This is a genomic window from Methanosarcina sp. DH1, from assembly GCF_020804205.1.
Lineage (GTDB): Archaea > Halobacteriota > Methanosarcinia > Methanosarcinales > Methanosarcinaceae > Methanosarcina > Methanosarcina vacuolata.
Map to the genome: position 1 here is coordinate 36,987 of NZ_WJBJ01000020.1, position 24,721 is coordinate 61,707.

A 24,721-nucleotide genomic window follows, 5' to 3' on the forward strand; every position below is an offset into this window, starting at 1 on the left:
ATGGTACTGGTAACTTATGATGTGAATACAGAATCAGAAGGTGGAAAAAGTAGGCTGAGAAAAGTGGCAAAAGAATGCGAAAATTATGGACAGAGGGTTCAGAACTCTGTATTTGAGTGCCTTGTAGATCCTGCTCAGTTTGCACAGCTAAAACATTCATTATGTGATATAATGGATGAGGAGCGAGATAGCCTTAGATTTTATTACTTGGGTAAAAATTGGAAAAATCGAGTAGAGCATTTTGGTGCAAAAAAAGGATACGACCCAGAAGGTTTATTAATTACATAATCTCTGCGAACCTGTAGTGAACATTGATTTACTGGGAGGTTCGCAGGAAAGATCCATTCATAATATTTATTTTTTGTGATAGTTTATAAATAAATTCAATAACTTAAATATTTCCAAAAAATTAAAAAGCCAACTGGCTAATGTATAGTTTGAATAAATTTACGGTCGCACCCTTCGCGGGTGTGTGGATTGAAATATGGTAGATCCGGGCAGCAGTTCGTACCGTTTTGTCGCACCCTTCGCGGGTGTGTGGATTGAAATCATCGGGATATTGAGATCTTTGTTAATTTCTATCGTCGCACCCTTCGCGGGTGTGTGGATTGAAATACCGTAGATGAAATTAAAAATGCCGCGACTGGTCGCACCCTTCGCGGGTGTGTGGATTGAAATAGAGATGGCACTTTGAGCAGGAGCGTCTGACAACGTCGCACCCTTCGCGGGTGTGTGGATTGAAATTTCTAAGACGTGTAGTGTTTGTGGGCACAAAAACAGTCGCACCCTTCGCGGGTGTGTGGATTGAAATTCCTACTAAGATTGACGGCAAGCTGTATGCCCATGTCGCACCCTTCGCGGGTGTGTGGATTGAAATCTTTCAGTTAGCGTGGGAACTGTAATGGCGGGCGTCGCACCCTTCGCGGGTGTGTGGATTGAAATCTCTCCAACTATTCGCAACTTGTCCGTCTACGCGTCGCACCCTTCGCGGGTGTGTGGATTGAAATATCTTGGCTAAGTCCAAAAGCTTCACAGCATTCGTCGCACCCTTCGCGGGTGTGTGGATTGAAATCTGTTGTTCCAGTTGATCCTCATTATACTTCTCAGGTCGCACCCTTCGCGGGTGTGTGGATTGAAATTAGACCTCGTAGATCAATATAATTTCAAATTGTCGTCGCACCCTTCGCGGGTGTGTGGATTGAAATTCCATTCCCAGGCATATTTGAACCTGCCCTGAGGTCGCACCCTTCGCGGGTGTGTGGATTGAAATCTGAAGTACATCCGATAAATACATCTGTTCAGCGTCGCACCCTTCGCGGGTGTGTGGATTGAAATTCGTCAATTCCAGGCCCAATAATATCATAATATTGTCGCACCCTTCGCGGGTGTGTGGATTGAAATAAATTATCAGATGGCGCCAAAGAGCTCATTGAAGTCGCACCCTTCGCGGGTGTGTGGATTGAAATTTAGAGGAACGTGTACGAGCAGCAGCATTAACCGAGTCGCACCCTTCGCGGGTGTGTGGATTGAAATTTCCACACAACATGAGTATTATCTGTCCAAATGGGTCGCACCCTTCGCGGGTGTGTGGATTGAAATTTTGAAGAACAGTGTAATACCGCAATCAAAGGTCGCACCCTTCGCGGGTGTGTGGATTGAAATTGCGTTAAAGATGAAGATTATGAAAGGTATTTAGAGTCGCACCCTTCGCGGGTGTGTGGATTGAAATTAACTGTTTAGATGCTAAAGGCGGGATCTTTTGAGGTCGCACCCTTCGCGGGTGTGTGGATTGAAATCCTGTGATGGCTTTGGGGAGTAATCCCCTGAAAGTCGCACCCTTCGCGGGTGTGTGGATTGAAATACCTACACTCCCGTCAGCTTTGTTCATAGTTCTTGCAGGTCGCACCCTTCGCGGGTGTGTGGATTGAAATGTCATGAGTCCCGTCGCATGTATAATCACCAGTTGGAGTCGCACCCTTCGCGGGTGTGTGGATTGAAATCCCTTACTTTGAGGGCTAGGATAAATTCATTATCGTCGCACCCTTCGCGGGTGTGTGGATTAAAATCCTTTGAAAAAGAAAACGAGGTACTAAGAGCTTATCCAAAAAGTCAGCAACGAATGTTGAAAAGTTACAATGGGTCTAAATATCCGGGCATACGTTCTGGTTTTGCATATTGCATATTGTAAAAGTTATAGTAGATAACCACTTTTCGGATAGGCTCTAAATAGTAGGGCGCACAAACTTTTCTTACAAGTATCAAAAGCATCTCCATGACAAATAAAAGTCGCAAAGAAAATGACACTCATTCGTGAATATTTTCAAAGAACTTTCTTATATTGAAAAGGTCATCGGTTTTTCCCAAAATAACGCAGGCATCTTTTGCCTGGAGGAGGGAGTTTCCATCAGGAACATAGATCATTTTCGAATCCCTACGAATAGAAAGGACTGTCACTCCATATTTTTTCCTTAATTCCAGATCTGCCAGGGTTTTTCCATCGAAACTGGAACCTTCTCCTACTTTAACCACCTGAATATCGACTCCTGGAAGCCCACTCTTTAAACTGAATCCGCTGTTAAAGTCTGTACCCGTATCGACAGACAGTTTTCGCATCATTAAGTAACCGTTAGCTCGCAAGTCGTTAACCAACTTTTCAATATCTTCCTGTGGAACCAGATACTTTCTCAGTACGCGGAAAAAGATCTCTACTGAGGTTTCGTATTCTTCGGGGATAATTTCATCTGCACCGAGGTCATTGAGATATTTCATTTCCTTTAAGTCCCGTACCCTGGTAATAATGCAGACGTTAGGGTTCAACTCTTTTGCCTTCTCGACTATTCTCCTTGTAGCAGCCTCGTCCGAGATCCCGATTACAAGAACTCTTGCATTCTTTATTCCCGCATGTTCCAGTACAGCTCCAAATACAGCATCTCCATATTGTATACTTTCCCCTTTCATTTTTTCCTGCTTGACTGTATCCGGATCGGATTCTACGATAACATATGGGATACCTGCAGTTTTTGCGGCCTTTGAAATTGCCTTTCCGGAAAAACCGAAGCCTACGACTATAATGTGGTCTTTTATGTCAGGCTCGACATCTGTTTCCTCTTGAATAGAACTTGAGCAGAAGCCACTTACAAGTTTCATGCCAAAAGCCGTCTCTGAGGCCTTTCTGACAATGAAGTCAGCAGGCTTGTAAGAAGCATTAATCAAAAAGGGCGTAGCGCCCATAGTAAGGATTGAAACCGCCAGAAATGCCTGATAAGTCTCTTCTGTCAGGAGTGAATATTCTACTCCTAAGCTGGAAAGGACAAAAGAGAATTCTCCTACCTGTGAAAGTGCAAGTCCTGTCAATATAGTTGTACGGAGAGGAGCCCCCAGAAGGAAATTTACAACAACTCCAGCTATTGATTTTACGATGATCAGGGCGATTGTTGCAAGCACAAGAATTGGGAGGTTATCAAGCAAATAATTGATGTCCAGAAGCATGCCTACAGACACGAAAAAGAAACACATAAACGCGTCTTTCAAGGGTAAAATATTACCCATTGCCTGCTTACTGTACTGGGAGCCAGACATAATGACCCCGGCTAAAAGAGCTCCTAGGGCTGTTGACAGCCCAATACTTGATGTAAAGACCGCTGCTGACAAACAGATAAATACAACACTGGCTAGAAACAATTGTTTGCTCCCGGTCTTACCTACATGGTAAAATATCCAGGGAAACAGAAATTTGTCGCTCAGAATAAAAACCAGGATAATGAGCAAGCCTTTGAACAACATACTCGGAAGGGCTCCGTCAAAACTCACGGAGTTTCCTGCAAGTATCGGAGTGATCAACATCAGAGGTACGATAGCAAGATCCTGAAATATCAAAATTGCAAGCGATATTTTCCCATGAGAAGTATTGACTTCATTTCTGTCCTGAAAAACTTTGATTACTATCGCGGTACTGCTAAGTGAAATTAACAAGCCGAGAAAGGCAGATGTCGCCGGACTAAAGCCTAAAACGGAACATAACCCAAAAATGAATACTGTTGTAAAGAGCAGATGGAGAGCTCCCCCGACCATTACATTCCGTTTCATTTTCCAGAGTTCCCCTAAGGAAAGGTCAACTCCTATTGTAAAAAGGAGAAAGATTACACCTAGGTCGGAGTTTAAGTCCACAATCTCTCCTCCACTTAGAATGCCGAGCCCATAGGGTCCTATCAGCATACCGGTTACAAGATAACCCAGCACCGGAGGGAAATCAAATCTGTAGAAAAGAGTCAGAATTAAAATGCCAAAACCAAGAAGTACGTCAACATGTGCCAGTAAAGATGTTACCATTTATTATACTCCTCTGGAGCTAGAGCAGAGGTATTTAAGTGTCCGGACATTTTAAGTAAGAATATTAAACCTGAACATAGACATGAAGTATTCATTAATTATCCTCAGTAAAATTTTTGACTATAAACTTATCCCAAAACTCAAAATCACTTTTCAAAATCTCGGATTCCGAATAATTAATCGATTTCTGACCATGGAAATCGTTCTGAAACGTTATAATTTGGGAATAAAATTGGTTTTGGGATGGGCTCTATAACTAAACAAATATTTATTAATATAGTATTTTGAATAAATTTGGATTTATTATTTAAATATATTTCCTACCTCAACGAATTACACTTTTAATTTGAGACTGTGGCACAAACTCGCTCCCAGGGATGTGTTTTTCCCAGGCTTTCTGCCTGCAGACTTCCAGAGCTTCAAATCCGCGTTGAGGTTCTTCAAACACCCTCCGAAACAAAAACATTAAATCTGAAGTTGAGTATGTTTTGGGTTAAGTTAGCGAGCAAAAGACGAGATGAATCACCTATGCCAGTAATTACCTTACAGTACGACGACCTTGAAAAACTCACAGGAACCGATAAGGAAACCATCATAAAAAGAGCGCCCATGATAGGGGCCGATATCGAAAGAGTTGAAGAGGAATCTATAGATATCGAGTTCTTCCCTGACAGGCCTGACCTTTACAGTGTGGAAGGAGCAGCCAGGGCAATGCGGGGTTTTCTGGACCTTGAGACCGGACTGTCCGAATATGAGATAAAGCCTCCAAAGGTTTCGATCTCGGTCAGTGAGGAGATCCTTAGAATCAGGCCTTTTCTTGGGTGTGCGGTTGTAAGGGGCATAAAATTCACATCCTCGTCCATAAAATCCCTTATGGACCTTCAGGAAGACCTGCACTGGGGACTTGGAAGAAACAGAAAAAAAGTGTCTATAGGCGTGCATGACCTATCAAACGTTAAGCCGCCTTTCAGGTATATGGCTGTAGACCCTGGTTTTGAGTTCGTGCCACTGGACTACACCGAAAAAATGAGCATGACCGAAATCCTGGAAAAACACCCAAAAGGCACGAGATTTGCACATCTTGTCAGGGGCTTTGAGAAATACCCAATAATCCTGGACTCAAACGATAACGTGCTTTCCTTCCCGCCTATCATTAACGGGACACTTACAAGTGTGACCGAGCGTACAACCGACCTCTTTATCGATGTCACTGGACTTGGAGAAGCCGTGTATACCGCCCTGAACATTGTTGTTACCGCCCTTGCGGAAAGGGGTGGCCAGATCGAATTCGTAAAGGTTATCAGGCCCGACTCTGGAGAACTTCTCCTGCCTGACCTTGAACCGAAGACCAGGTTACTTACAAAGACTGAAGTAAAAGACCTTCTGGGCATGGAACTCTCCTTAGAAGAAATCATTAAACAGCTTGAGAGAATGCGCTTTGGAGCAAAAGCCATTGACAAAGAAACCATCGAGGTAAAAGTCCCGGCTTACAGGGCCGATATTCTTCATAACTATGACCTTGTAGAGGATATTGCCAAGGGTTATGGATATGAAAACATCAAAGTAAGTATTCCTGAAACCTATACCCCAGGAAAATCTCACCCGATTTCCTTACTTCGCGCTCCCGTAAACGAGATAATGGTAGGGCTCGGCTACTATGAGGTCATGCCGTTTACGCTTACCAGTGAAAAAGTTAACTTCGATAACATGCGAAGGCCAAAAACGGATGATGTTACCTATGTGCTTCACCCGATCAGCGAAGACCAGACAATGATCAGGACAACCCTGCTTCCGAACCTCCTTGAGATTCTTGCCTTAAACCAGCACAGGGAATTGCCTCAGAAGATTTTCGAGTTTGGTGAGGTCGTAAATAACGAAATAACCGGCCAGCACGTAGCTGCAGTCTCGATTCACCCGCAGGCCAACTTTACAGAAATCTATGAGGTTGTAGACGCTCTGATGAGGGAAATGATGCTTCCCTACGAGGTAAAAGAGTCAGAAGATCCCGCATTTCTCGAAGGCAGGCGGGCTGATGTTTACGTCAATGGCAAAAAACTCGGAGCCTTTGGAGAATTCCATCCTGAGGTCATAAACAATTTTGCCCTTGGATACGCAGTTGTCGGGTTTGAACTTGACCTCAATGACCTTATTGGTTAATATTGGTTAAAAATTAGATTTTAAGTTGAGAAGAGATTCTTCTCTCTTATTTCCTTCACTTTTATTTCAGCACATTTTTATTTCAGCACATTTTTATTTCAGCACATTTTTATTTCAGCACACTTTTATTTCAGCATTTTCTCCATTTCGGCTGCGATTTTTTGGACTTCTGATATTTTTTCAGTATCAGCTAGCCTGTAAGTAAGTTCAAGCAGCCTTTCTTTCAGGGAGCCAAGTTCATCAAGGGTACAGTTAAGCTCTTCAAGAAGGACCCCCAGGGTTTTTATCTCAGTTGTCTCTGAAAATTTTTCAGGGCCTGCTTCTATAAGGAAAAGTGTCTCAGGAGAACTGAGGTCAACATCATATTCTTCCTCGAAATCTCCCTTCGGGATCGTTTTAGACCAACTCACACTCCTGATATGCCTGACAAAATCACTTATCTGCCGATACTCATAATCTCCGGTAACTTTTCCAATCAGCATCTCGTTCCTTGTTTTTAGTGGGACTGCCACAAGGTCTCCTTTCTTTATTTTTGTGATAAAAGAATAAATCTCTCCTGCCCAGGCAGAACTACGCTCGTCCTGCATCCCGGGATATTTCTCAAGAATTATTTTCTTTACCTGTCCTTCGTCTTTAATACTGGAGAAATCCGGAAGTTCAGCCCACCCGATTGTAATTATGCTGTTTTCCAGAATCAGCTCTTCATCTTCCAGGGTGCCTGCAGCTTTAAGTAACCAGAATTTCATGACTTTCCCCCTTTTCGTTTTAATTTTGCATTTTTCTAGAAATTCTACTTATATTCCCAATTTACCATTTTCCAGGTTCTTATAATTGGTTGTCAATCAACCGTTGCGCCGGTTGATCACGCCGGATAGGGTTTGGGGATAAGGTCCTCAAACTCAAATGCTGTCCCATCGTTTTCGGGTCGTGTCCCTGAGTTATTGATTAATTCCGAAAAAGCGAGTACATCTCACGTATTTAATGAATATATTGAGAGATTCTTGCGCTTTCGGTTTTCAATGATTCAAACCCACGACCCGTTTTCGCTCAAGCATTTTTTGAAAAGGATTGTGCCACAGCCGTTGCGCCGGTTGATTACACCGGATAGGGGGTTGGGGATAAGGTTTTCAAACCCAAATGCTGCTCCGTCGTTTTCGTTCAAGCATTTTTTCAAAAGACTTGTGGGAAAACAGTTTTTTTTAAAAGGGTTTTTGAAAAGGCTTGAATGACATACTTGATGCGCTTGCGGCGGGCAGTTACTACAAAATTACATCCGTTATCTGTTACCGGATATCTAAATCAGTACAACCGGAGACTTAATCAGGTGCTACTGAAGGAAAGATTTCTCATTTAGAGGTTCGGCTGCTTCCATATAGTATTTGAAGAGTTCTTTTCCCCAGCATAGGGCTCTTTCCCCAAAAGATAGGATTAGCTGGTCTCTTAACTTTCCATTGTTTTCAAAGAGTTTAAATGCAACGACCTTATCCGTTACAATCAGAGATGGGATTGTTGTTGACCTTCGTGATATAAAAAGCCTGGAGTTCATGGATCTGGACAGTTTCTCTGCTTCTATACGATTATTTAAAAATAAACGCTGTGCAACACTTTCGGTCATACAGAGTGCGATTTCAGCTCCACTCTCTGCAAGCTCTGTATAAAGTGAAGGAGCTTGAGGGTGAAAATAAGCTGCAAAGGTCAGTATCTCCCTTGAGCTTAGAATACTATCCCGGAGTATTTGTGGGGTTTCAAAAATGTGTCCGGCGTCAGGTTCCAGTAGCTCACAGTGCCCGAGTTCTCCGATTCTCTCCAGCAGGAACTCAGGAATCGAGCTTAAGTCGTGGCTCAGCCAGTAATCAGTATTTTCTTCTAAAAGCCCAGCCATACTGAGCATAGGCTGCATATTTTCAACTATTATCTCCCCGATATCGGACAAACTGTATATTTTGTTTTTTTGGGTTACCAGGCCGGAATCTTTCATTTTTTTCATATGTAGCTGGATTGAACTGGAGGTCACATTAAGTAATTCTTTTATCTCACTGGCATCTCTTGGGTTTTCTTTTAAGAGTAGTAGAATATCTTTTCTTCTGCCCGAAAAAAGAATCAGGTTAAGAAGGCAGTATTTCATTTTTGCTCACTTCCGGTCTCTACCTTTGCCTCTATACCAATATCATAAAAACTTTTTGATTTTGAGCCCACTGTATTTAACTATTTTATTGTATTTTATGTTCTATGCAGGATTAGATTTGTCCAGTTTTGTTGGTTTAAGAAGTAGCAACAACAAAAAAGATAAACCTTGAAGTATATTTTCGATTTTTAGAGCAGGTTTTTGGTTATTAAATTAATGTGGTGAGAACACTGATTCCTGAAAAAAAATTCTCTTTACGTTGTAAAGGTTCTGAAGAACTTGAACCTCTGAAATCTGGAGGTTTGGTTAATGGCTCAATCAGTAATTCAATCCACAGTTGTGGTGTTTCGGTGAATAACCCAATAGACAATGTAGTCCACAACTCAATGAATAACTCAATGAATAACTCAATGAATAACTCAATGAATAACTCAATGAATAACTCAATGAATAACTCAATGAATAACTCAATGAATAACTCAATGAATAACTCAATGAATAACTCAATGAATAACTCAATGAATAATTTGCCCGGTAGCTCAATAATTAACTCTATTGGAATGGAATTTGTCCTGATTCCTGCTGGAGAATTCAACATGGGTTCTTCAATGCGTGAAAAACGAAGGAAGCTCTGGGAAAGCCCTGTGCATAAAGTAACAATCGAAAAGCCTTTTTACCTTGGCAGGTACCCGGTCACACAGGAGCAATGGCAAAAAGTCATGTGGGACAATCCTGCGTACTTCAAGGGCGAAAAGCACCCGGTTGAAAACGTTTCCTGGAATGAGATTCAGGTCTTTTTCCGGAAACTCAATGCTCTGGAAAATACAGATGGAATTTCCCGAATCTACCGCCTTCCAACTGAAGCCGAATGGGAATACGCAGCCAGGGCAGGAACTGAAACCGCTTATTTTTTTGGAGATAATGAATCGAAACTTACAGAATATGCCTGGTTTCTGGAGAATTCAGGGTTTGAAACTCATCCTGTCGGCCTGAAAAAACCAAGTCTCTGGGGACTTTACGACATTTATGGAAATGCAGGGGAATGGGTACAGGACGAGTACCATATCAGCTACAAAGGCGCCCCGGAAGATGGAAAGGCCTGGGAAAATCCTTTTCCAAGCGTATCCACTCCAGTGAGAGTAAGAAGAGGCGGAGGCTGGAATGGAAACGCAGGCTTCTGCCGGTCGGCTGAAAGACTTTTTGCAGCCCAGGATAAAAAGTTAAATAGCCTGGGATTCAGGGTGGTTAAGGAAGTATAATTCCAGTGAAATCGCATCCTGCATAGGGATAAAAGACTTGATACCAGAACCCAGGGAAATTTTTCTCATTCTTCTTACTTATGGCCCTCTGTTCAGGAATGTTCTGCGCTTTACCCTTTCTGCTTTAGAAACCTGAACTTTGGGTTCGTACATCAGTCCGTGGAGGAAGTTCATAAATAGGTAGACGTCTGAGAAGTTTGTTACCAGGCCAAACGATGCACGTATACTTGCCATTTTCGTTTTTACAGCAAGACAGGATTCATGGTCCTTGCAGTCTGAGCCATAAGGATACCTGCTAGAAGGTTTCAGATTTTCAAAACATGAAGCCATCTCATTTCTGGTGATACTATGGCTTACTTCACCATCTCCAGGATTGCAGAAGCAGCCGGTTCGTAAAGAGATCTTTTCCTTATTTGCTGCGTCCTGTACCATCTGGCAATCAAAAGGTGTTCCATCTGCATGATAGAGATTAAAAGCAATCGTTCCTCCCCGTTTTTCAAGACCGGATGGGCCATGAATCTTTACCAGAGTCTGACCATTGGGATATTTCAGAGCCTGCATATTATCCAGCAGCCAGCCGGTAAGACACATAACTCTTTTGTGAATGGTATCCATTCCAATCCTTTCTATGTACTTTAGTCCAATTTCAAGAGCAGGTACGCTGAGATAGTTGATAGTCCCGTCTTCAAAAGCTTCAAAGGCTTCATCGCCCTGTTGCAGGCAATACCAGTTTTCTTTCTGAACGGAAACTATGCTGATGGTACCTCCGGAAAACCAGGGCCTTTTCAGTTTATTCAAAGCAACTTTCCGAGCAAGGAGACAGCCTAGTCCAGTCGGGTAGCCAAAAATCTTGTAAAATGAGATTGAGACAAAATCAGGATGCCACTGGCTCAAGTCAAGGCGGTTGGTAGGTACGAAGGCAGCACAATCCAGCAAGACATCCCAACCTTTTTTCCGGGCTTTCTCAATCCAGTCCAGAGGATGCTGCACTCCCGAAAAGTTGGATTGGGCAGGATAAGCAAACAAGTTATTTCCCTGAGGTTTAGCCTTACCAAGATAAATCTCCAGCTTTTCTTCATCAACTCTCAACTCGGAAAGTTCTACAGGAATGTAGCTTACGGAAGCTCCTTTACTTTCTGCAAAAACTCTAATTCCATTAACCGAGTTATGATCATCTACGGTCAGCAAAAACTGACCTTCTGTCTCGAACGGATAAGCTTCTCCTACCAGTCTGAGGGCACCTGTTGCGTTGGGAGTAAAAATAACCACATATTCGTCAGGAGAAGCATTAAAAAAGCTTAAGATTTTGTTTCTTGCCCGCTCCACAAGTTTTGTCATAGCCATTGAAGTAGGGTTTTCCGAATGAGGGTTCCCAAGAACGTTGCACTGAAGCAGTTCCATATGTTTGAGAAGCTGACTATTAGCATATAGACCGCCACCCGTGTAATCCAGATAAATTTGGTCCTGCCAGTCCAGGCGTGCGTACTCAAGTTCCCTAAGTTCATCAAGAATATGCGTTGTTTCAAATTCCGGATAATTTTGCTTGAATTCTGCAAAAGAGCTATTCATTTTATCTGGACTGAACTCAGGAGTTACTTCTGAATATTTCTCTGTTGGATGCATGCATTTATCCTCCAAAAAATTCATTAAATTTCAAAATTTTCAGCCTTCTTTACAGCTTTCAGCCTTCCTTTCACCCCTTTCTTTACAATCAGGAACGACCCTTTTTGAATGATCTCATAACTGAACGCGGACGAGTCATTTGCCTGTGGACCAGAGTAGAAGTGAAACTTCTTTTTTCTTTCTTTTCCCGGACTATTTCTTCAGTTTCCCGGATTTTTTCCTTCACACAACGCATCCAGAAAACGCCTTCCTCATCGACCTCGATTCCGTGAATCTCGTGCCCAAAACCTGGAAATCTCTGGCTGAATTCCTGAAGATTGAGCAAAAATTTGATATGCGTGCTATCTTTACTTCCAAGGCGTTCTCCTGGCATCAAGATTGGTATTCCTGGTGGATAAGGAACCAGTAGATGTCCAGAAACCCGGTTTTCTACTTCCTCTACTTTGAGTTTCTCTGTCTTCCCACGGACGAGTTTCTGATATGTTTCGGCAGAAGAGAGCACGGTTTCCGGGATAGTATTACATGCTTCGTTCAGCAGGCCAGGCAGATCAAGTCTTCTCATTTCTTCATGCATTGTCTGGCAGAGATCCTTGAGAGTCATAGGTCCACTGTCATCCGGAATATCGCCATTCAGACTATATCTTTCCGGGTGTTCGGCGACCAGATCAGGGAGAACTTCAGAAACAGTCGCTCCACTGTCATAGAGACGTTTAAACTCAATCAGGGCTTCAAGAAGAGTACCCCATTTACCTTTACTCGACCCTACTGAGAAGAGCACGAGTACAGTGTAATCCCCTGTCCTTGCAATCTCAATCCGGCGTGAGTCCAGAAAGCGTGTCAGGATAGCTCCTGGGATTCCCCAATCCGAAATATTTCCCTCTGGACTGATACCCGGACATATAATTGTCACTTTGGTCGGATCAAGCATACAATAATCCTCATCGAAGCAACCATCTTCGAATCCGTGCCATCTGTCTCCTGGTTTTAGCGTCCAGCAGGATGACTCATTTGCAAGCAGTTCATCAGGTGCATCCACAAAGTTAAACTGTTCTCCTGTTCTCGGATCTGAGACTTTTTCGGGTTGATAACAGGAGAAAAACCATCTGCCCTGTCCACCTTCCGCCGCAAGTTTTCTGGCTACCGAGGCAATTGCCTTACGCAAGCCAATGGCATCCAGAACGGTCTCCTGCATCATTGTTGGGCCGGCAGGTTCATCCATCATTGAAGTAGCCACATCAATAGAAGCAATCATCGGATAGAAAGGTGAAGTGGTTCCGTGCATCATGAATGCTTCATTGAATTGATCAAACTCCAGAGGAGCTCTTGTCGGATTGCGCCTCAGGTGAATCATCGAGGCCATCGAAAAAGCAGGCAGCATCTTATGAGTTGACTGTACAGCAAAGAGTGTAGGCAGATTATCATTATCCGGAACACCCATAGAAAAGCGGCCTCTGTAGAGGGGATGAAATTTGGCATAGGCATACCAGGCTTCGTCGAAATGAATTCTTGGAACACTCTTGCCCATTAGCTCAACTATGCGGTCTACATCATAGCAGAACCCGTCATATGTACAGTTGGTCACAACAGCATAAGAAGGGTCGCTGGATACCGCATCAGTAACCAGTGGGCTGTCTTTGATCAGGTTTCTTATATATTCGGGCTCAAAACAGCCCGGGGGTATGAGCCCTATCATGCCATAACCGTTGCGTGTGGGTTTCAGGTAAACTGCTCTTGCTCCACTAATGGTCAGCCCATGGTTGAGAGACTTGTGGCAATTTCTATCCACAACTACCATTTCTCCTGCACCTATGGCCCCCTGGCAGACGATCCTGTTCGATGTAGAGGAACCCCCAAGCACATAGAAAGTGTATTCCGCCCCAAAAATGCGAGCTGCATTACATTCGGACTCATATGGAGGGCCTATGTGTTCAAGCCAATCACCCATTTCCACAGTTGAGATGCCGATATCGGCACGCATAATATTCTCTCCGAAGAACTTATGAAATTCCATTCCTACAGGATGTTTCAGATAGGCTACACCTCCCATATGACCAGGTGCGTCCCAGCTGTAAGCCGCATCTTCGGTGAAATTCTTTAATTCGCGGAAGTATGGTGGGAGAAGGTTTTCATAGTAGCGCCGGACCGCGAAATCCACCCTGCCTGCTATGAAAGCGGCTGTGTCCTGGTACATGTAAACATACTCATGTACTTCTCTGATCACTTCAGTAGGCAGGTCACCTACAAGTGTTTTTTCCGCAATAAGAAAGATGGGGAGATTTTTGTTTCTGGCACGGATTGATTTTATAATGTCCTCCGCTGCATGCTCGCTAAAGTGAGACCCCCCTGGAAGGTCCCAGTCCAGAAAGACACATCCAAATCCCGGGTCTGAAACAACAAGAGACAAACCGTCTTCAGGGGTTGTGGTCATTGTTGTCTCATAGCCCAGTTTATGAATTGCTTCTATAAGGCGTTTCATTGCCTGATCAGAAACAGATCCGTCACCGTATTTTTCACTGGCAATGATTAAAACAGGAAGTTTTCGTGACATATTAATGGCACCTCTCTACTTCTAATTTTTAGGTTTGTAATCAAATTCGGAAATTATATTTTTCAAAAAAAATAAGTTTGCTGAGGTGCAAATTTTCAGCAAATATGGACCATACCATCGTCAGGTGGGCAGGGTTTTTTTGTTTCGGATTTTCTACCATTTTCAAAAAAATGACATGCATTTTCAATATCGTTAACAAGAATTGCTGCCATGTCCGAAGTGAAGTTTTCTCTTACGACAATGCGCATTATCTCAATATCCGCCGCATTTTCCGGAAGACAGTATGCGGGAACTATCCAGCCTTTCTCTCTCAGCTTATACGAGAGCTGCTGCAGAGAATAACCAGTTTCCTTTTTTTGTCTGAAAGCAATTATAGGAAGCCTTTCTCCCTTGTTTAAAATTTCGAAACGGCCCAGTCTATCAACCCTCTCGGCAAGATCCTGGGAAACCTCAAGGATATTTTTCATAATTCCAGTATAGCCAGCTCTTCCGAATCTTAAAATATTGTAATATTGGGCCACGACCATTGCACTTCCTCCTGAAAAGTTCAGGGTGTACGAATCTTCCATTTCTCCGAGGTAGTTCACATGGAAAATCAGGTCTTCGGGAAGATCGCTTTCGTCACGGAAAATCAGCCAGCCAAGGCCCGGATAAGTTAATCCGTATTTATGTCCTGAAACGTTTATCGATTTTACTCTTTCCAGTCTGAAGTCCCACTCAAAATCAGGTTCTGTAAATGGTAATATGAAGCCGCCACTTGCAGCATCTATGTGGATGGGTATGTCCCAGTCTTTTTCTTTCTTGTATCCCAAAAGCAAATCATTAATATCCTTTACAGGATCGATTTCTCCTGTAAAAGTTGTTCCCAAAACGCAACCAACGCAGATTGTGTTCTCATCAATCTGCTCTGAGACAGCATCTGCCGTAATTGTACGTACATCTTTGTCTATAGGAATTTTTCTAGCTTCAACGTCAAAATATTTGGCAAACTTATCCCAGCAAACGTGAGCGTCATTCCCGAAAATTATGTTTGGTTTGCCTGTGCCTCGCCCTGAGTTTTTCCAGCTCCATTTGTGAGCCAGCAGACCCAGCATTATAGCTTCTGAAGAGCCAGCTGTTGCCGTACCCATGAATTCGGTATGATGCCCATTAAAAAGGCGCCCAAGCATATTCACAATATTCCTGTGAATAACTTTGTCAGTTTGAGGATATTCGAAAATATCTATGATGTTTTTATTTATGTTTTCCATGACAAGCTGGTCTGCTTCCGGTTCCATCCATGTGTTGACAAAACTTGCCAGGTTCAGGAAAGGATTGCCGTCGAGGCTCTGTTCATCATGTACCAGTTGATAAGCAGCTCTTGGACTCATTCCCTTTTCAGGGAATTCATACTTTGGAATTCCTTTTTCTTTGACCTTTGGGATATATCTGGCACTGTATGCGCCAACACGATACTTTTTAGACTCATCTAAAGTTTCCAGATTTACTTTCTTTGAAATCATGATTTCAACTCCTAAAACACAATTGCAAAATACTTTGCCTTTTACAGCTTACTTTGAAAAATAACGAAAAAATAAGAAACAATTGAATGCAGAATTTATGCTTCCAATTATTGTATTATTCACTTTTCTTAAAAAGTTCCTGAATGAGATTTGTTACTGCCTTGTAGAAAGTTTCCACTGTGTCTGCCTTAAGGCGTTCGCCCCCGGTATGAGGGTTAATTATAGTAGGCCCTATCGAAATGCAGTCTATCGAGTCACCGTATTTTTCTACAATATAGCTGCATTCAAGGCCTGCGTGGATTACGGTTTCCTTGTGGCCTTCAGGATATATTTGCTTGTACACTCCATCTGCTTTATGAAGTAGGTCCGACTCATCATTTGGTTTCCACGCCGGATAAGAATCACTTACTTCTACCGTGTGCTTGAAGAGTTCCCCTATTGATTTTTGTATTTGGATAAGGGAAGTCATGGAATCCATATCCGAACTGCGGTTTGAAGCCTTGATTAGCACGTTTTGCAGGGAAATATTTGCCAGGTTACTTGAAGTTTCCACCAGAGCAGGTTTTTCCGGGATCATGCGGATGGCTCCATGGGGTATCCGCTGAAGCAGGCACAGAAGTGCATCTGTCGATGCTTCATCAAAAGAATTTTGAGTTACCTCTTCAATCTCATAAATTAAATTCTCCTCTGGTTGAGACTGTACCTTTAAAGCTTCACAGTAAGCCTTGAAATCAGTTACAAATTTTTCCTTATCGCCACTAGGAATGGTAATTATGGCGCTGGCACAGCTTGGAATTTTGTTTGAGATAGGATCTTCATCTCTTTGCAATGAAATAAGACGAAGATCATAACTTTTAATGCCCTCGCCATCAACATCAATATTTGTTAGCCGCTTATTGAACCTGATGAGGATTTCGGTGAGAACTTTGATGGCATTAAGCCTTCCACTATTGATGTTGATTCCGGAATGCCCTCCAAGAAGACCTGAGATTGATAATTTCAGGTTGACAAAACCGCCTGGAATACTTGATAAAGTAAAATTTCCTTCATACTGGACACTACACCCTCCTGCACTGCCATAAATAATAGTATCCACAACTTCAGCGTCAAGATTTATGTACCTTCTACCGATCAAGAGACCTTTATCAAAATTTGCAGCCCCTCCCATATCGGTCTCTTCCTGAACCGTGAAAAAACACTCAAGTGGATAGTCTTTGAGTTTCTCATCCTCCAGAAGGGTAAGGATGCTGGCTACCCCAATTCCGTCGTCTGCACCCAGGGTGGTACCTTTTTCTGGATTATCAATGCTGTCAGTATGCCCTGCTTTTATCCATTTTGCACCTTCATTATCAAGATAACCAAAGACATTTAATGGAAAAATTTTCTTATCAGGGGAACATACCATATCCATATGAGCCTGTAGAGTGACATAAGGATCACTGGCATAATCCCCTGAGCCCTTTCTACGAAGGACGATTACTCTTTCTCCGGGATCTTTAGCTCCTGGATCATAATGAATGACTTCTACACCTTCAATTTTTTTGGCACACTCTATAACATACTCACGAACCTGGTTCTCCTCACCAGATGGGTGATATTTTGTTGTTAGTTTCATAAAATGGTCATGCACTGCCTTTGGCTCAAAAGAGTCATCTAATATTTCTGACATTTACACCTTACTCCTGAATATTTATCGCATAAGCTCTTTCGCTGTATTGATCATTCAGAAGTACATCTCAAAGAAACCAGCATTTGATCTTCTTTTATCTGGACAGAAAAATAGTTCAGAATTTTTACAAAGTTGTTTATGGATAATGATTCCCCTGACATGTTATCCAATTGAACAAACAGCATTGTTTTAGTTTATTTTCGAGAACATCTTCTATAACTACCGTTTTTATTTCGATATATTTCTATAATTTTGTAATAAGAATCCCGGAGGAATTGTTTAATGTTTGATAATACTTGCGCGCCTGAAACCCAAAATAAAGCAAAACTGTATTTATTTGAAAATGCACGTTTTAGATATTTTTAACGTTTTACCGGGTGACTTATGCTCAACCGTGTAAGTATTATTAAAAATGTGTGACCGTGTATAAAATACTTTCCGCTTTTTATTAATCATTAATAACTTCACTCCAAAAAGAGAAATTTAGTAGGACTTACGCACTTGAGGAACAAAATAAATAATAGCAAAGATTGTGGATTAAAGTCACGTATTAAACCGTTTACGGCCTGATGCTATTGATTTTTCAGTTAAACTGCGTAAGTCCGAATTTAGGAAAGGAAGTTTAATCAAAAAGGCTTTAATTAGCCTTTGAAGAGTTTTAACCTCTGGTTTCAGTTCAAGTATATAAAAGTAGAATTTAAGCCAACCAGTCACTAAGACAACCAGTCACGGAAAAAATGTAAAGTGGTATAGTTTCAGATTAATTCATACTCAGATAATTGAAGATTTATATATGAAAAAACATAAATAACGCGTCATCAAAAAGAATACTTGGATTTAAACGCTTCTATCTCATAGAGGAGTGTATTGAGAATATATTTTATGGTTTACAGTGGAGTAAAACACCTTAAATCTGATTTCTTATTCTTTATTCAGCACCCTTCCCCTGTCTGTTTTACTCCGCAGGCAGGGGGCAAAAGAGATTCTGGTGCTTTCAACAATCTAGGAGGCGATTTAGATCGTGTCTATTCAGAGAGACACTTAGTTATGCTACTCGTGTCTGTTTGGTAGAGACACTTAATTATACTACAAACCAATATTTAATACTTTTGATTTCTTTTTTGCTACTTTATATTACATATTATAATTATTATTTTACTTAAGCTGAGGAAAATTCTTTACGGAATTATTTCCAAATAATTTTAGATGAACTTTTGATAATATGCGGTTGACAGAAAATTGCGTGACCGGAAATTTATCAACCTGTAACAAGTTTCTGGAAATATTCAAAGAGCATAGATATGCCCTGCTTGTCAAGTTCAGGTCGTCTGTGCAGGCTGTGTGAAAAATGCAGTGTGAAAACGGAGATCTTCCTCCATTCAAATCTGACAGTATCATCCCGTTAACTGTCTAAAACGTGACTTTAATCCACAGTCTCTGACGTAATTGATTCTGGTTCTCAAGTGCATAAGTCCTAAATATTTAGAACTCGGACAAAAAAGTTTTTAAACATTATTTTCTTCAATAGATAAGGGTGTTGTACAATTGACAGATTCTAAAACTAATATTCAATGTAGCAAAAATAGTTCTAAATTTCTTTTTTTAAACAAAAAGACTATTATCAGGCTTTATATCGTTATAGTCTGGTTTACAATTGCGCAAATCTTATTGATTATGACTGAGATGGCATCTTATGAAGACATTAAGTATTTCTTCTGGATAGAATCAGTCTTAGTGCCATTATTTTTTGTGCTGTATATAAAGGGAGTACCAGATCAACTATCCAGAGAACAAGAAAAAGAACAGAAAAAGGCAATCTTTGTGCTTGTCTTTTCTTTCGCATGTATGGTAATGGTGCTTTTTATGGCTATGTTAAATGGATAATAAAACTTGTTCAAATGATGGCAGCTGCGTACTTAATTCTTCAAATTAAGATGCCTGCCATTAAGTGGCTCTGTTAATTTCCATTAAATACATAAGTTGTGCCTACAGTATTGAGCAGGAACTGTTCTGGCATTGCTTTTTCAAGCCTGTTTATGGCTGTCCAGCCTGTACAGTGCATGGGTACGACATGATCAGGTTTTATCCTTCGCATCTCATCAATTGTAGGCTGAATTATCGGGTCAAAAGTCCTGCCTGTCAGATGAAAACCTCCGAGCACTGCATGAACCTTATCCATTCCTGCAAGTTTTTTTGCGTATTCAACTGTATTGATAATTCCGGCATGTGCGCAGCCGCTGATTACCACAAGCCCCTTGCCCTTAAGTTTTATCATAAGTCCCTGATCGTCCCGGAAAGGGTCAGTTATCCATTTACCATTGATTTTTGCTTCAGCCCACGAAAACCCTTTTTCAAAAGCTGTTGTGCGTTCAACTTCTCCGGTTGTATAAATAAGGTCGTCTGCAACCGAGACAGGTTTTTCAGATTTTATTAAACTGACTCCTGATGCTTTCAGGGTGCTTTCATCAAGCGAAGGCACTGTGACCGGGCTCCCGATTGCGGGAACATTGAGACGCCTTTCAAGAAAGACATCGGGATGAAGAAAAAGCGGAATTTTAGTCTTTCCCTTTTCATTTAGAAACTTTAGGAGTTCATCGAGCCCGAAAAAATGGTCCGGATGTCCGTGACTGAGAATAATGGCTTCAATCTCGCTCAGGTCGGCTTTCAAAAACCTTGCGTTACTAAAAAGGCAGGCTGGAGTTACTGCCGCATCCATCAGCAAGGTATGTTTCTCATCCCCGGCAAAGACTTTAATTAAACACGAAAACCCGTGTTCTGCAAGAAGTGTATGAGGAATAGGTAAATGCGGCCTTTTGCATATGTCAGTACTTTCTACCAGCATATCCGTATAATTATCTACCAGGATTGTTACTTCCAGCCGGTCAGCTTCCCGTATATTCAGCTTGTTCATATCGGTGTTATTCATATTAAACATCAGTAACTTTTAGTTTCTCTAACCGTTTTTGTAATACTACAGGATTTATACAGGGGATATAGGATTTATAGGGGAATATAAAATTTATAGAGAGAATACAAAATTTATAGAGAAAATATAAAATTTATACATGTGAATGGATGGAAATCTACTCATCTATATGTTCTTCTCCATACTCATTGTACTTTCCTTACAGCTATCGCTATCCAGTCCCCGCCTTTACTGTATAACTCTCCTGAGAGACTGTTCCATGCCTGTTCAACTTTAAACCCATTCTTTTCAAGAATCCAACTTATAATTTCAAGGGAATAGTCATGCAGCCATAGCCTGTAAACCTTTACAGTCTCATCTTCATCCACGATTATATACTGATTTAGCCAGGTGTCATTTTCCGGATAATCAAATCCTTCTTCCAGCACAAAGTGCCTGCCCGGTCTCCAGAACCCGCCTTCGGAGAAATACCACCTGTTTTTGAGTCCTTCCCGCACGCGTAGCTCTCTTGTGGACACATCAAAGATGAAAATTCCGTCGTCCTTAAGTGATCTGCGAACGAGGCTCAGGAGCATGTCGCGTTTATCATCGGAAAAGGTACAGATTTCCCCATAGACCTGAAGAACGGCATCAAAACTCCCTTCATAATCTATATTGAAAAAGTCTGCACAGATATAATCGATATCATGCCCATCTCTATCAGCCTGAGCCCGCGCATAATCTATAGACCGTCTGGAAAGGTCGATGCCGGTTACTTTCATTCCTTCAAAACACAGCCTGCTGCTGTACAGCCCTGGCCCGCAGCCAAGATCAAGTACCCGATCTCCGGTTTTCAGGAATCCTGAGGTTATGAGATGGCAAACTGTTTTTTCGATCTCAGCATTTTTTCGACTAGCTCCGTCATGGGTCTGGTTAAGATGAGCTTCGAGCATGCTTTTCGAGATGTATGGATCGTCCCAGAAACGAGGCTCGCCGGGTTCGAAAAGAGGGGGTTTTAAAGGTTGAGAGAAAATAGAGAAAAGCTTATGGGGCATTTAAATAAATTATTTGAGGTTCTTATATATAAAGTAAATAGGACTTACGCAGTTGAACTGAAGAATCAACATTGTGTTATTCGATCAAACGAACATCACAAAACAGAGAGCATGACCTACAATTCCTAATATATGTCTTTCTATTGGAACACTGCCTGCCTTCAATTCTACCATGAAAAGCTTCATTTCTGTTATATTTTTAGCAAGCATAAAAGCAAAGGTCTTAATCTCAATAGTTTACCATTGATCCATCGATTGTTTACCATTAGCTATCGATTAAGGAATTTTCTTTCCTAAAAGCTATTGATTTTGCATTAGAAGCCGACCTTAAATTCTGGCCTATATACATGAAATCGATATTCTGTTCCAGCCCATAACGGATTGAAATTTTTGATAAGTGTTGTGGAAATTGACGCAATTTGTCACGATTCCTCATTTAATCGATGATCAAATGAATAAAAATTAAAATGGGTATTATCCAATTGTACAAATCAAAATGGTGTACTTGACGGGTGGGTTAAAAACCGCTCGCCCCCAAATTAGCGGCATCTTTTACTCCTTTTTTTACAGAGGGAGAAGAGAATTATTTCTTTTTCTCTCTTCCTATAGTTATGCTTTTGTCAGGCTCGCCGGTTTTTACTCTTTATTTGCTCGTAAGTTCTTCCTGCTAATTTTTCTTCTTTTCTCTTTTTCCTGACTCAGACTTTCCTTTATAATCTCACTTGTTGGCTTTTTTCTTGTCCACACACTTTTCTTCACTTTCGGCTTTTCTTCTTCCGTTATTTCTTCTTCGTCTTCATCGAGAGCTATTCCGAGCTTAGAATTTACGGAAAACAGGGCTTTTTTAGCCTCGATATGGTCTGGATTGAGCCGGAGGGCCCTTTCAAGAGCTCCGAGAGCTTCTTCATTTTTATTAAGGCCGGAAAGGGACATGCCTTTGCAGTACCAGGCATCGGAAGAATCAGGTTTGATTGAAATCGCTTTACTGCAGGCTGCAAGAGCTCTTTTGAATTTGCCGAGTTTGAGGTGGACAAGGCCTTTCCCTATCCAGGTCTTTGCATTATCAGGATTTATTTTGAGGGCAGCGTCATAAGCTATCATGGCTTCCACAGGCCTGTCCAGGTTGTATAGAGCAAAACCTTTACCCACAAGGGTTCTTGGAAGGTTCGGGTTAAGGTTAAGCGCTGCGTCATAAGCTTCTATAGCTTCTTCATATCGGCCCAGATCCGTAAGCACATAACCTTTTGCATGCCATGCTCCTGCAAGCTTCGGGTTTGCAGAAAGAGCTTTTTCAGAATCCGCAAGAGCTTTTTCGTGCTTCTTTAGCCTGCAAAGTACTGAAGTTTTTAGATTCCAGGATTTATCGCTGTCAGGTTTTATTTCGAGTAACCTGTCAAAGACCTGTAACGCATCTCCTTCCCTGTTGAGCTGCAGGAGCACAAAAGCTTTTTCGTAAAGGTAGTGAGGGTTTTCGGGCTCGATTTCAAGAGCTTTTTTAATCGCCTTTAAGGAGTCGCTATACCTTCTGTGCTTTAGAAACACTGCTGCCTTGCCAGCCCAGGCCGCGGCATCTTCAGGGTTTACCTCAAGGGTCTTTTCGTGTGCTTCCAGGGCTTTGTTCAGGCGGTCATAAGCTGTCACAGTGGTTCTATCGGTTCTGCCTGTTCTCTTGCCTGTTTTGCCGGTTCCACCCGTTCTACCACTTTTACCTGTTTTGCCTGTCCCATCTGTTTTGCCTGTTTTGTTTGTTCTGCCCGGTTTTCCTGTTCGTCTGCTTCTATTTTCTTTAAAATCGTTTGCCATAATATCAGTTCCATATGATTCGGTCTAGAGTGATGATACGGTTTAGAGTGATGATTCGATTTAGAGTGATGATTCGGTTTAGAGTGATGATTCGGTTTAGAGTGATGATTCTTTGCAAAGGGAAGTCAGTAGAATCCTGTACACTCCCCACCTCTCCTTATGAGTAGTAAATTTTTCGGGAAATTTTATTCCAAACTCCGTTTTCTTATTTCAAGCTGATCCTGTTAATATTAAATTCAGGGTAATAGATTGTCTTGCAGAAAGGAAGAACTCACCCTTGAGCGCAAATTTATCTATTCAAGCTAGCTCAAAACTACATTTGATTCTACAAGTAAGATAATATGCTATGCTTCAAGGCAAATACATGTCTGAATTTCAGAATTATTTTAGATCTGAATGTAAAGTCAACAATTCCAATATATCCAATTGTAGAAATGGGTAGAATTTTGAGACAACCTGCAAAAAGATGTTTTGGATTCCGAAGACATTGCAAAGTTATACGGGGTAAGATGAGACATAAAACTTCTTTTCAAAGAATTAAAAAGTGAATATAACCTTGATGTTCCTCATACAAAAAATGTGCACATAATTGAATTTCTAATATGGACTCCTATATTAACGTTAATCGCTATCAAAAGAATATATTCTTTTGTAAGGAACTCAATACAGGATCATAAAAAGGGATTATAGAACAATAGTGACTTAATCTCTTTGAATCCCGGCTCATCAGACTAAACTATTTCTTGACAAAGCACAATCAGAAATAAAAAACATTGAAACAGTTAAGTCTGCAGGCGATAAACAAAAAAATTGATGTAACCACTTGAAGTTTCAGTATTATTCTTAACTCATTTTTACCTGAGATTTTCAAGCGGTAATGTATTGCTCGTCAAGTAGCGTAAAATTTTCTTCATCTAATTTTGCGTTATGAAGAGTTTTTACTTTAGAGAGCTGGTCAAATGATAAGTTTTTCACATTATTTAGATTAGCTCCTTGAAGGTTTGCTTCATGAAGGTTAGCTTCTTGAAGGTTTGCTTCTTGAAGGTCGGACTTTTGAAGGTCAGCTACATAAAGATCAGCTTCCTGGAGGTCAGCCCCGCGCAGGTCGGCTCCATAAAGACTAGCTCCCTGGAAGTTAGTTCCTTGAAGATTAGCTCCTTGAAGATTAGCCAGATGGAGATTGGATAGCTGGAGGTTTGCTCCTTGCAGGTTAGCCCCCTTAAGGTTTGCCCTTGTAAGGTTAACCCCTTGAAGATTAGCTCCTTGAAGATTAGCTCCTTGAAGATTAGTGCCTACACCCTCTAAAAGGTAAGAATTTGAGAGATCGGCTCCTTGCATGTTTGCATCCTGGAGGTTTGTCTCCTGGAAGTTAGCCCCGCGCAGGTCAGCCCCGCGCAGGTCAGCTCTACAAAGGTTAGCCCCTTGAAAATCAGCCTGTGTAAGGTTAGCTTTTATGAGATAAGCTTCCTGAAGGTTAGCTTCTTGAAAGTTAGCCCATATAAGGTTCTTTTTTTCAAGATGAGCACCTGGAAGGTTAACTCCTCTATAGTTTTTTCTCTCTATAATGTTCATATGTAATAATTGGTGTTCCATAAAAATAAATATTACTATTCTAGGAAGATACCATCCGTTCTCCGAGGTTCATTCATCCGGAGTGGAGTTTACAGACTAACTGTTCAAAAAAAGGGAAATCTGGCTCTTCGTTATTCCCTATGGATAAGATGGTTTCAATTCAAGACCACGTTG

Annotated in this window: 16 protein-coding genes, 1 pseudogene and 1 CRISPR repeat array; of the genes and pseudogenes, 5 read left to right on the top strand and 12 right to left on the bottom strand. The window is 41.5% G+C overall.

Annotation, left to right across the window (positions count from 1 at the left end; translation table 11 throughout):
• Nucleotides 1-288, top strand: a complete 288-nt coding sequence (gene cas2 / locus FXW07_RS10560) for a CRISPR-associated endonuclease Cas2 (protein WP_197078767.1) — start codon at nucleotides 1-3, stop codon at nucleotides 286-288.
• A gap of 164 nt (nucleotides 289-452) precedes the next feature.
• Nucleotides 453-2,066: direct repeats of the CRISPR family, unit length 32 nt; unit sequence GTCGCACCCTTCGCGGGTGTGTGGATTGAAAT.
• 238 nt (nucleotides 2,067-2,304) lie between these two features.
• Here cas2 and FXW07_RS10565 read toward each other — a convergent pair.
• Nucleotides 2,305-4,329 (bottom strand): cation:proton antiporter, encoded by a 2,025-nt coding sequence (locus FXW07_RS10565; RefSeq protein ID WP_229395404.1) that lies wholly within the window; start codon nucleotides 4,327-4,329, stop codon nucleotides 2,305-2,307.
• Between the two features lie 528 nt (nucleotides 4,330-4,857).
• Here FXW07_RS10565 and pheT point away from each other — a divergent pair.
• A complete protein-coding gene (gene pheT, locus FXW07_RS10570) occupies nucleotides 4,858-6,486 on the top strand; it encodes a phenylalanine--tRNA ligase subunit beta (RefSeq protein ID WP_229395405.1) in 1,629 nt (542 codons plus the stop codon).
• Nucleotides 6,487-6,611: 125 nt separating this feature from the next.
• Here the strand turns inward: pheT and FXW07_RS10575 are convergent, their stop codons facing one another.
• The 3 genes from FXW07_RS10575 to FXW07_RS10585 form a co-directional block, all read right to left on the bottom strand.
• Nucleotides 6,612-7,232, bottom strand: a complete 621-nt coding sequence (locus tag FXW07_RS10575) for a hypothetical protein (RefSeq protein WP_229395406.1) — start codon at nucleotides 7,230-7,232, stop codon at nucleotides 6,612-6,614.
• Nucleotides 7,233-7,510: 278 nt separating this feature from the next.
• Nucleotides 7,511-7,660 carry a hypothetical protein gene (locus tag FXW07_RS10580; protein WP_229395407.1) on the bottom strand — a complete coding sequence of 50 codons (150 nt, stop codon included), beginning with the start codon at nucleotides 7,658-7,660 and terminating at the stop codon, nucleotides 7,511-7,513.
• Between the two features lie 153 nt (nucleotides 7,661-7,813).
• A complete protein-coding gene (locus tag FXW07_RS10585) occupies nucleotides 7,814-8,611 on the bottom strand; it encodes a winged helix-turn-helix domain-containing protein (protein ID WP_229395408.1) in 798 nt (265 codons plus the stop codon).
• Between the two features lie 221 nt (nucleotides 8,612-8,832).
• Between FXW07_RS10585 and FXW07_RS10590 the strand changes: the two genes are divergently transcribed.
• The gene (locus FXW07_RS10590; RefSeq protein ID WP_229395409.1) at nucleotides 8,833-9,870 is read left to right on the top strand and encodes a formylglycine-generating enzyme family protein; all 1,038 of its coding nucleotides are present in this window, start codon (nucleotides 8,833-8,835) and stop codon (nucleotides 9,868-9,870) included.
• A gap of 78 nt (nucleotides 9,871-9,948) precedes the next feature.
• Here FXW07_RS10590 and FXW07_RS10595 read toward each other — a convergent pair whose 3' ends face one another.
• The 4 genes from FXW07_RS10595 to FXW07_RS10610 all read right to left on the bottom strand — a co-directional run bounded on the left by FXW07_RS10595 (nucleotide 9,949) and on the right by FXW07_RS10610 (nucleotide 17,212).
• Nucleotides 9,949-11,493, bottom strand: coding sequence for an aminotransferase class V-fold PLP-dependent enzyme (locus FXW07_RS10595; protein ID WP_229395410.1), 1,545 nt, complete (start codon nucleotides 11,491-11,493; stop codon nucleotides 9,949-9,951).
• A gap of 88 nt (nucleotides 11,494-11,581) precedes the next feature.
• A complete protein-coding gene (locus tag FXW07_RS10600; RefSeq protein ID WP_229395411.1) occupies nucleotides 11,582-14,041 on the bottom strand; it encodes an Orn/Lys/Arg decarboxylase N-terminal domain-containing protein in 2,460 nt (819 codons plus the stop codon).
• 95 nt (nucleotides 14,042-14,136) lie between these two features.
• Nucleotides 14,137-15,543 (bottom strand): glutamate decarboxylase, encoded by a 1,407-nt coding sequence (locus FXW07_RS10605; RefSeq protein WP_229395412.1) that lies wholly within the window; start codon nucleotides 15,541-15,543, stop codon nucleotides 14,137-14,139.
• Nucleotides 15,544-15,658: 115 nt separating this feature from the next.
• Nucleotides 15,659-17,212: a M20/M25/M40 family metallo-hydrolase gene (locus tag FXW07_RS10610; protein WP_229395413.1), complete on the bottom strand. Its 1,554-nt coding sequence runs from the start codon at nucleotides 17,210-17,212 to the stop codon at nucleotides 15,659-15,661.
• A gap of 1,545 nt (nucleotides 17,213-18,757) precedes the next feature.
• On the opposite strand from FXW07_RS10610, the gene FXW07_RS10615 reads away from it, so the two are divergent.
• Nucleotides 18,758-19,096, top strand: a complete 339-nt coding sequence (locus tag FXW07_RS10615) for a hypothetical protein (RefSeq protein WP_229395414.1) — start codon at nucleotides 18,758-18,760, stop codon at nucleotides 19,094-19,096.
• Nucleotides 19,097-19,169: 73 nt separating this feature from the next.
• Here the strand turns inward: FXW07_RS10615 and FXW07_RS10620 are convergent, their stop codons facing one another.
• From FXW07_RS10620 to FXW07_RS10630, 3 genes are all read right to left on the bottom strand, one after another.
• Nucleotides 19,170-20,138: an MBL fold metallo-hydrolase gene (locus FXW07_RS10620; RefSeq protein ID WP_229395415.1), complete on the bottom strand. Its 969-nt coding sequence runs from the start codon at nucleotides 20,136-20,138 to the stop codon at nucleotides 19,170-19,172.
• 185 nt (nucleotides 20,139-20,323) lie between these two features.
• On the bottom strand, nucleotides 20,324-21,172 hold the full coding sequence (locus FXW07_RS10625) for a methyltransferase domain-containing protein (protein WP_229395416.1): 849 nt from the start codon (nucleotides 21,170-21,172) through the stop codon (nucleotides 20,324-20,326).
• Between the two features lie 636 nt (nucleotides 21,173-21,808).
• Nucleotides 21,809-22,975 carry a tetratricopeptide repeat protein gene (locus FXW07_RS10630; RefSeq protein ID WP_229395417.1) on the bottom strand — a complete coding sequence of 389 codons (1,167 nt, stop codon included), beginning with the start codon at nucleotides 22,973-22,975 and terminating at the stop codon, nucleotides 21,809-21,811.
• A gap of 453 nt (nucleotides 22,976-23,428) precedes the next feature.
• On the opposite strand from FXW07_RS10630, the pseudogene FXW07_RS10635 reads away from it, so the two are divergent.
• Nucleotides 23,429-23,638, top strand: a pseudogene (locus FXW07_RS10635) (IS4 family transposase); the annotation flags it as partial.
• Between the two features lie 204 nt (nucleotides 23,639-23,842).
• Here FXW07_RS10635 and FXW07_RS10640 read toward each other — a convergent pair.
• Entirely contained in the window at nucleotides 23,843-24,547 is a 705-nt protein-coding gene (locus tag FXW07_RS10640; RefSeq protein WP_229395418.1) for a pentapeptide repeat-containing protein, read from the bottom strand.
• Nucleotides 24,548-24,721: the final 174 nt, after the last annotated feature.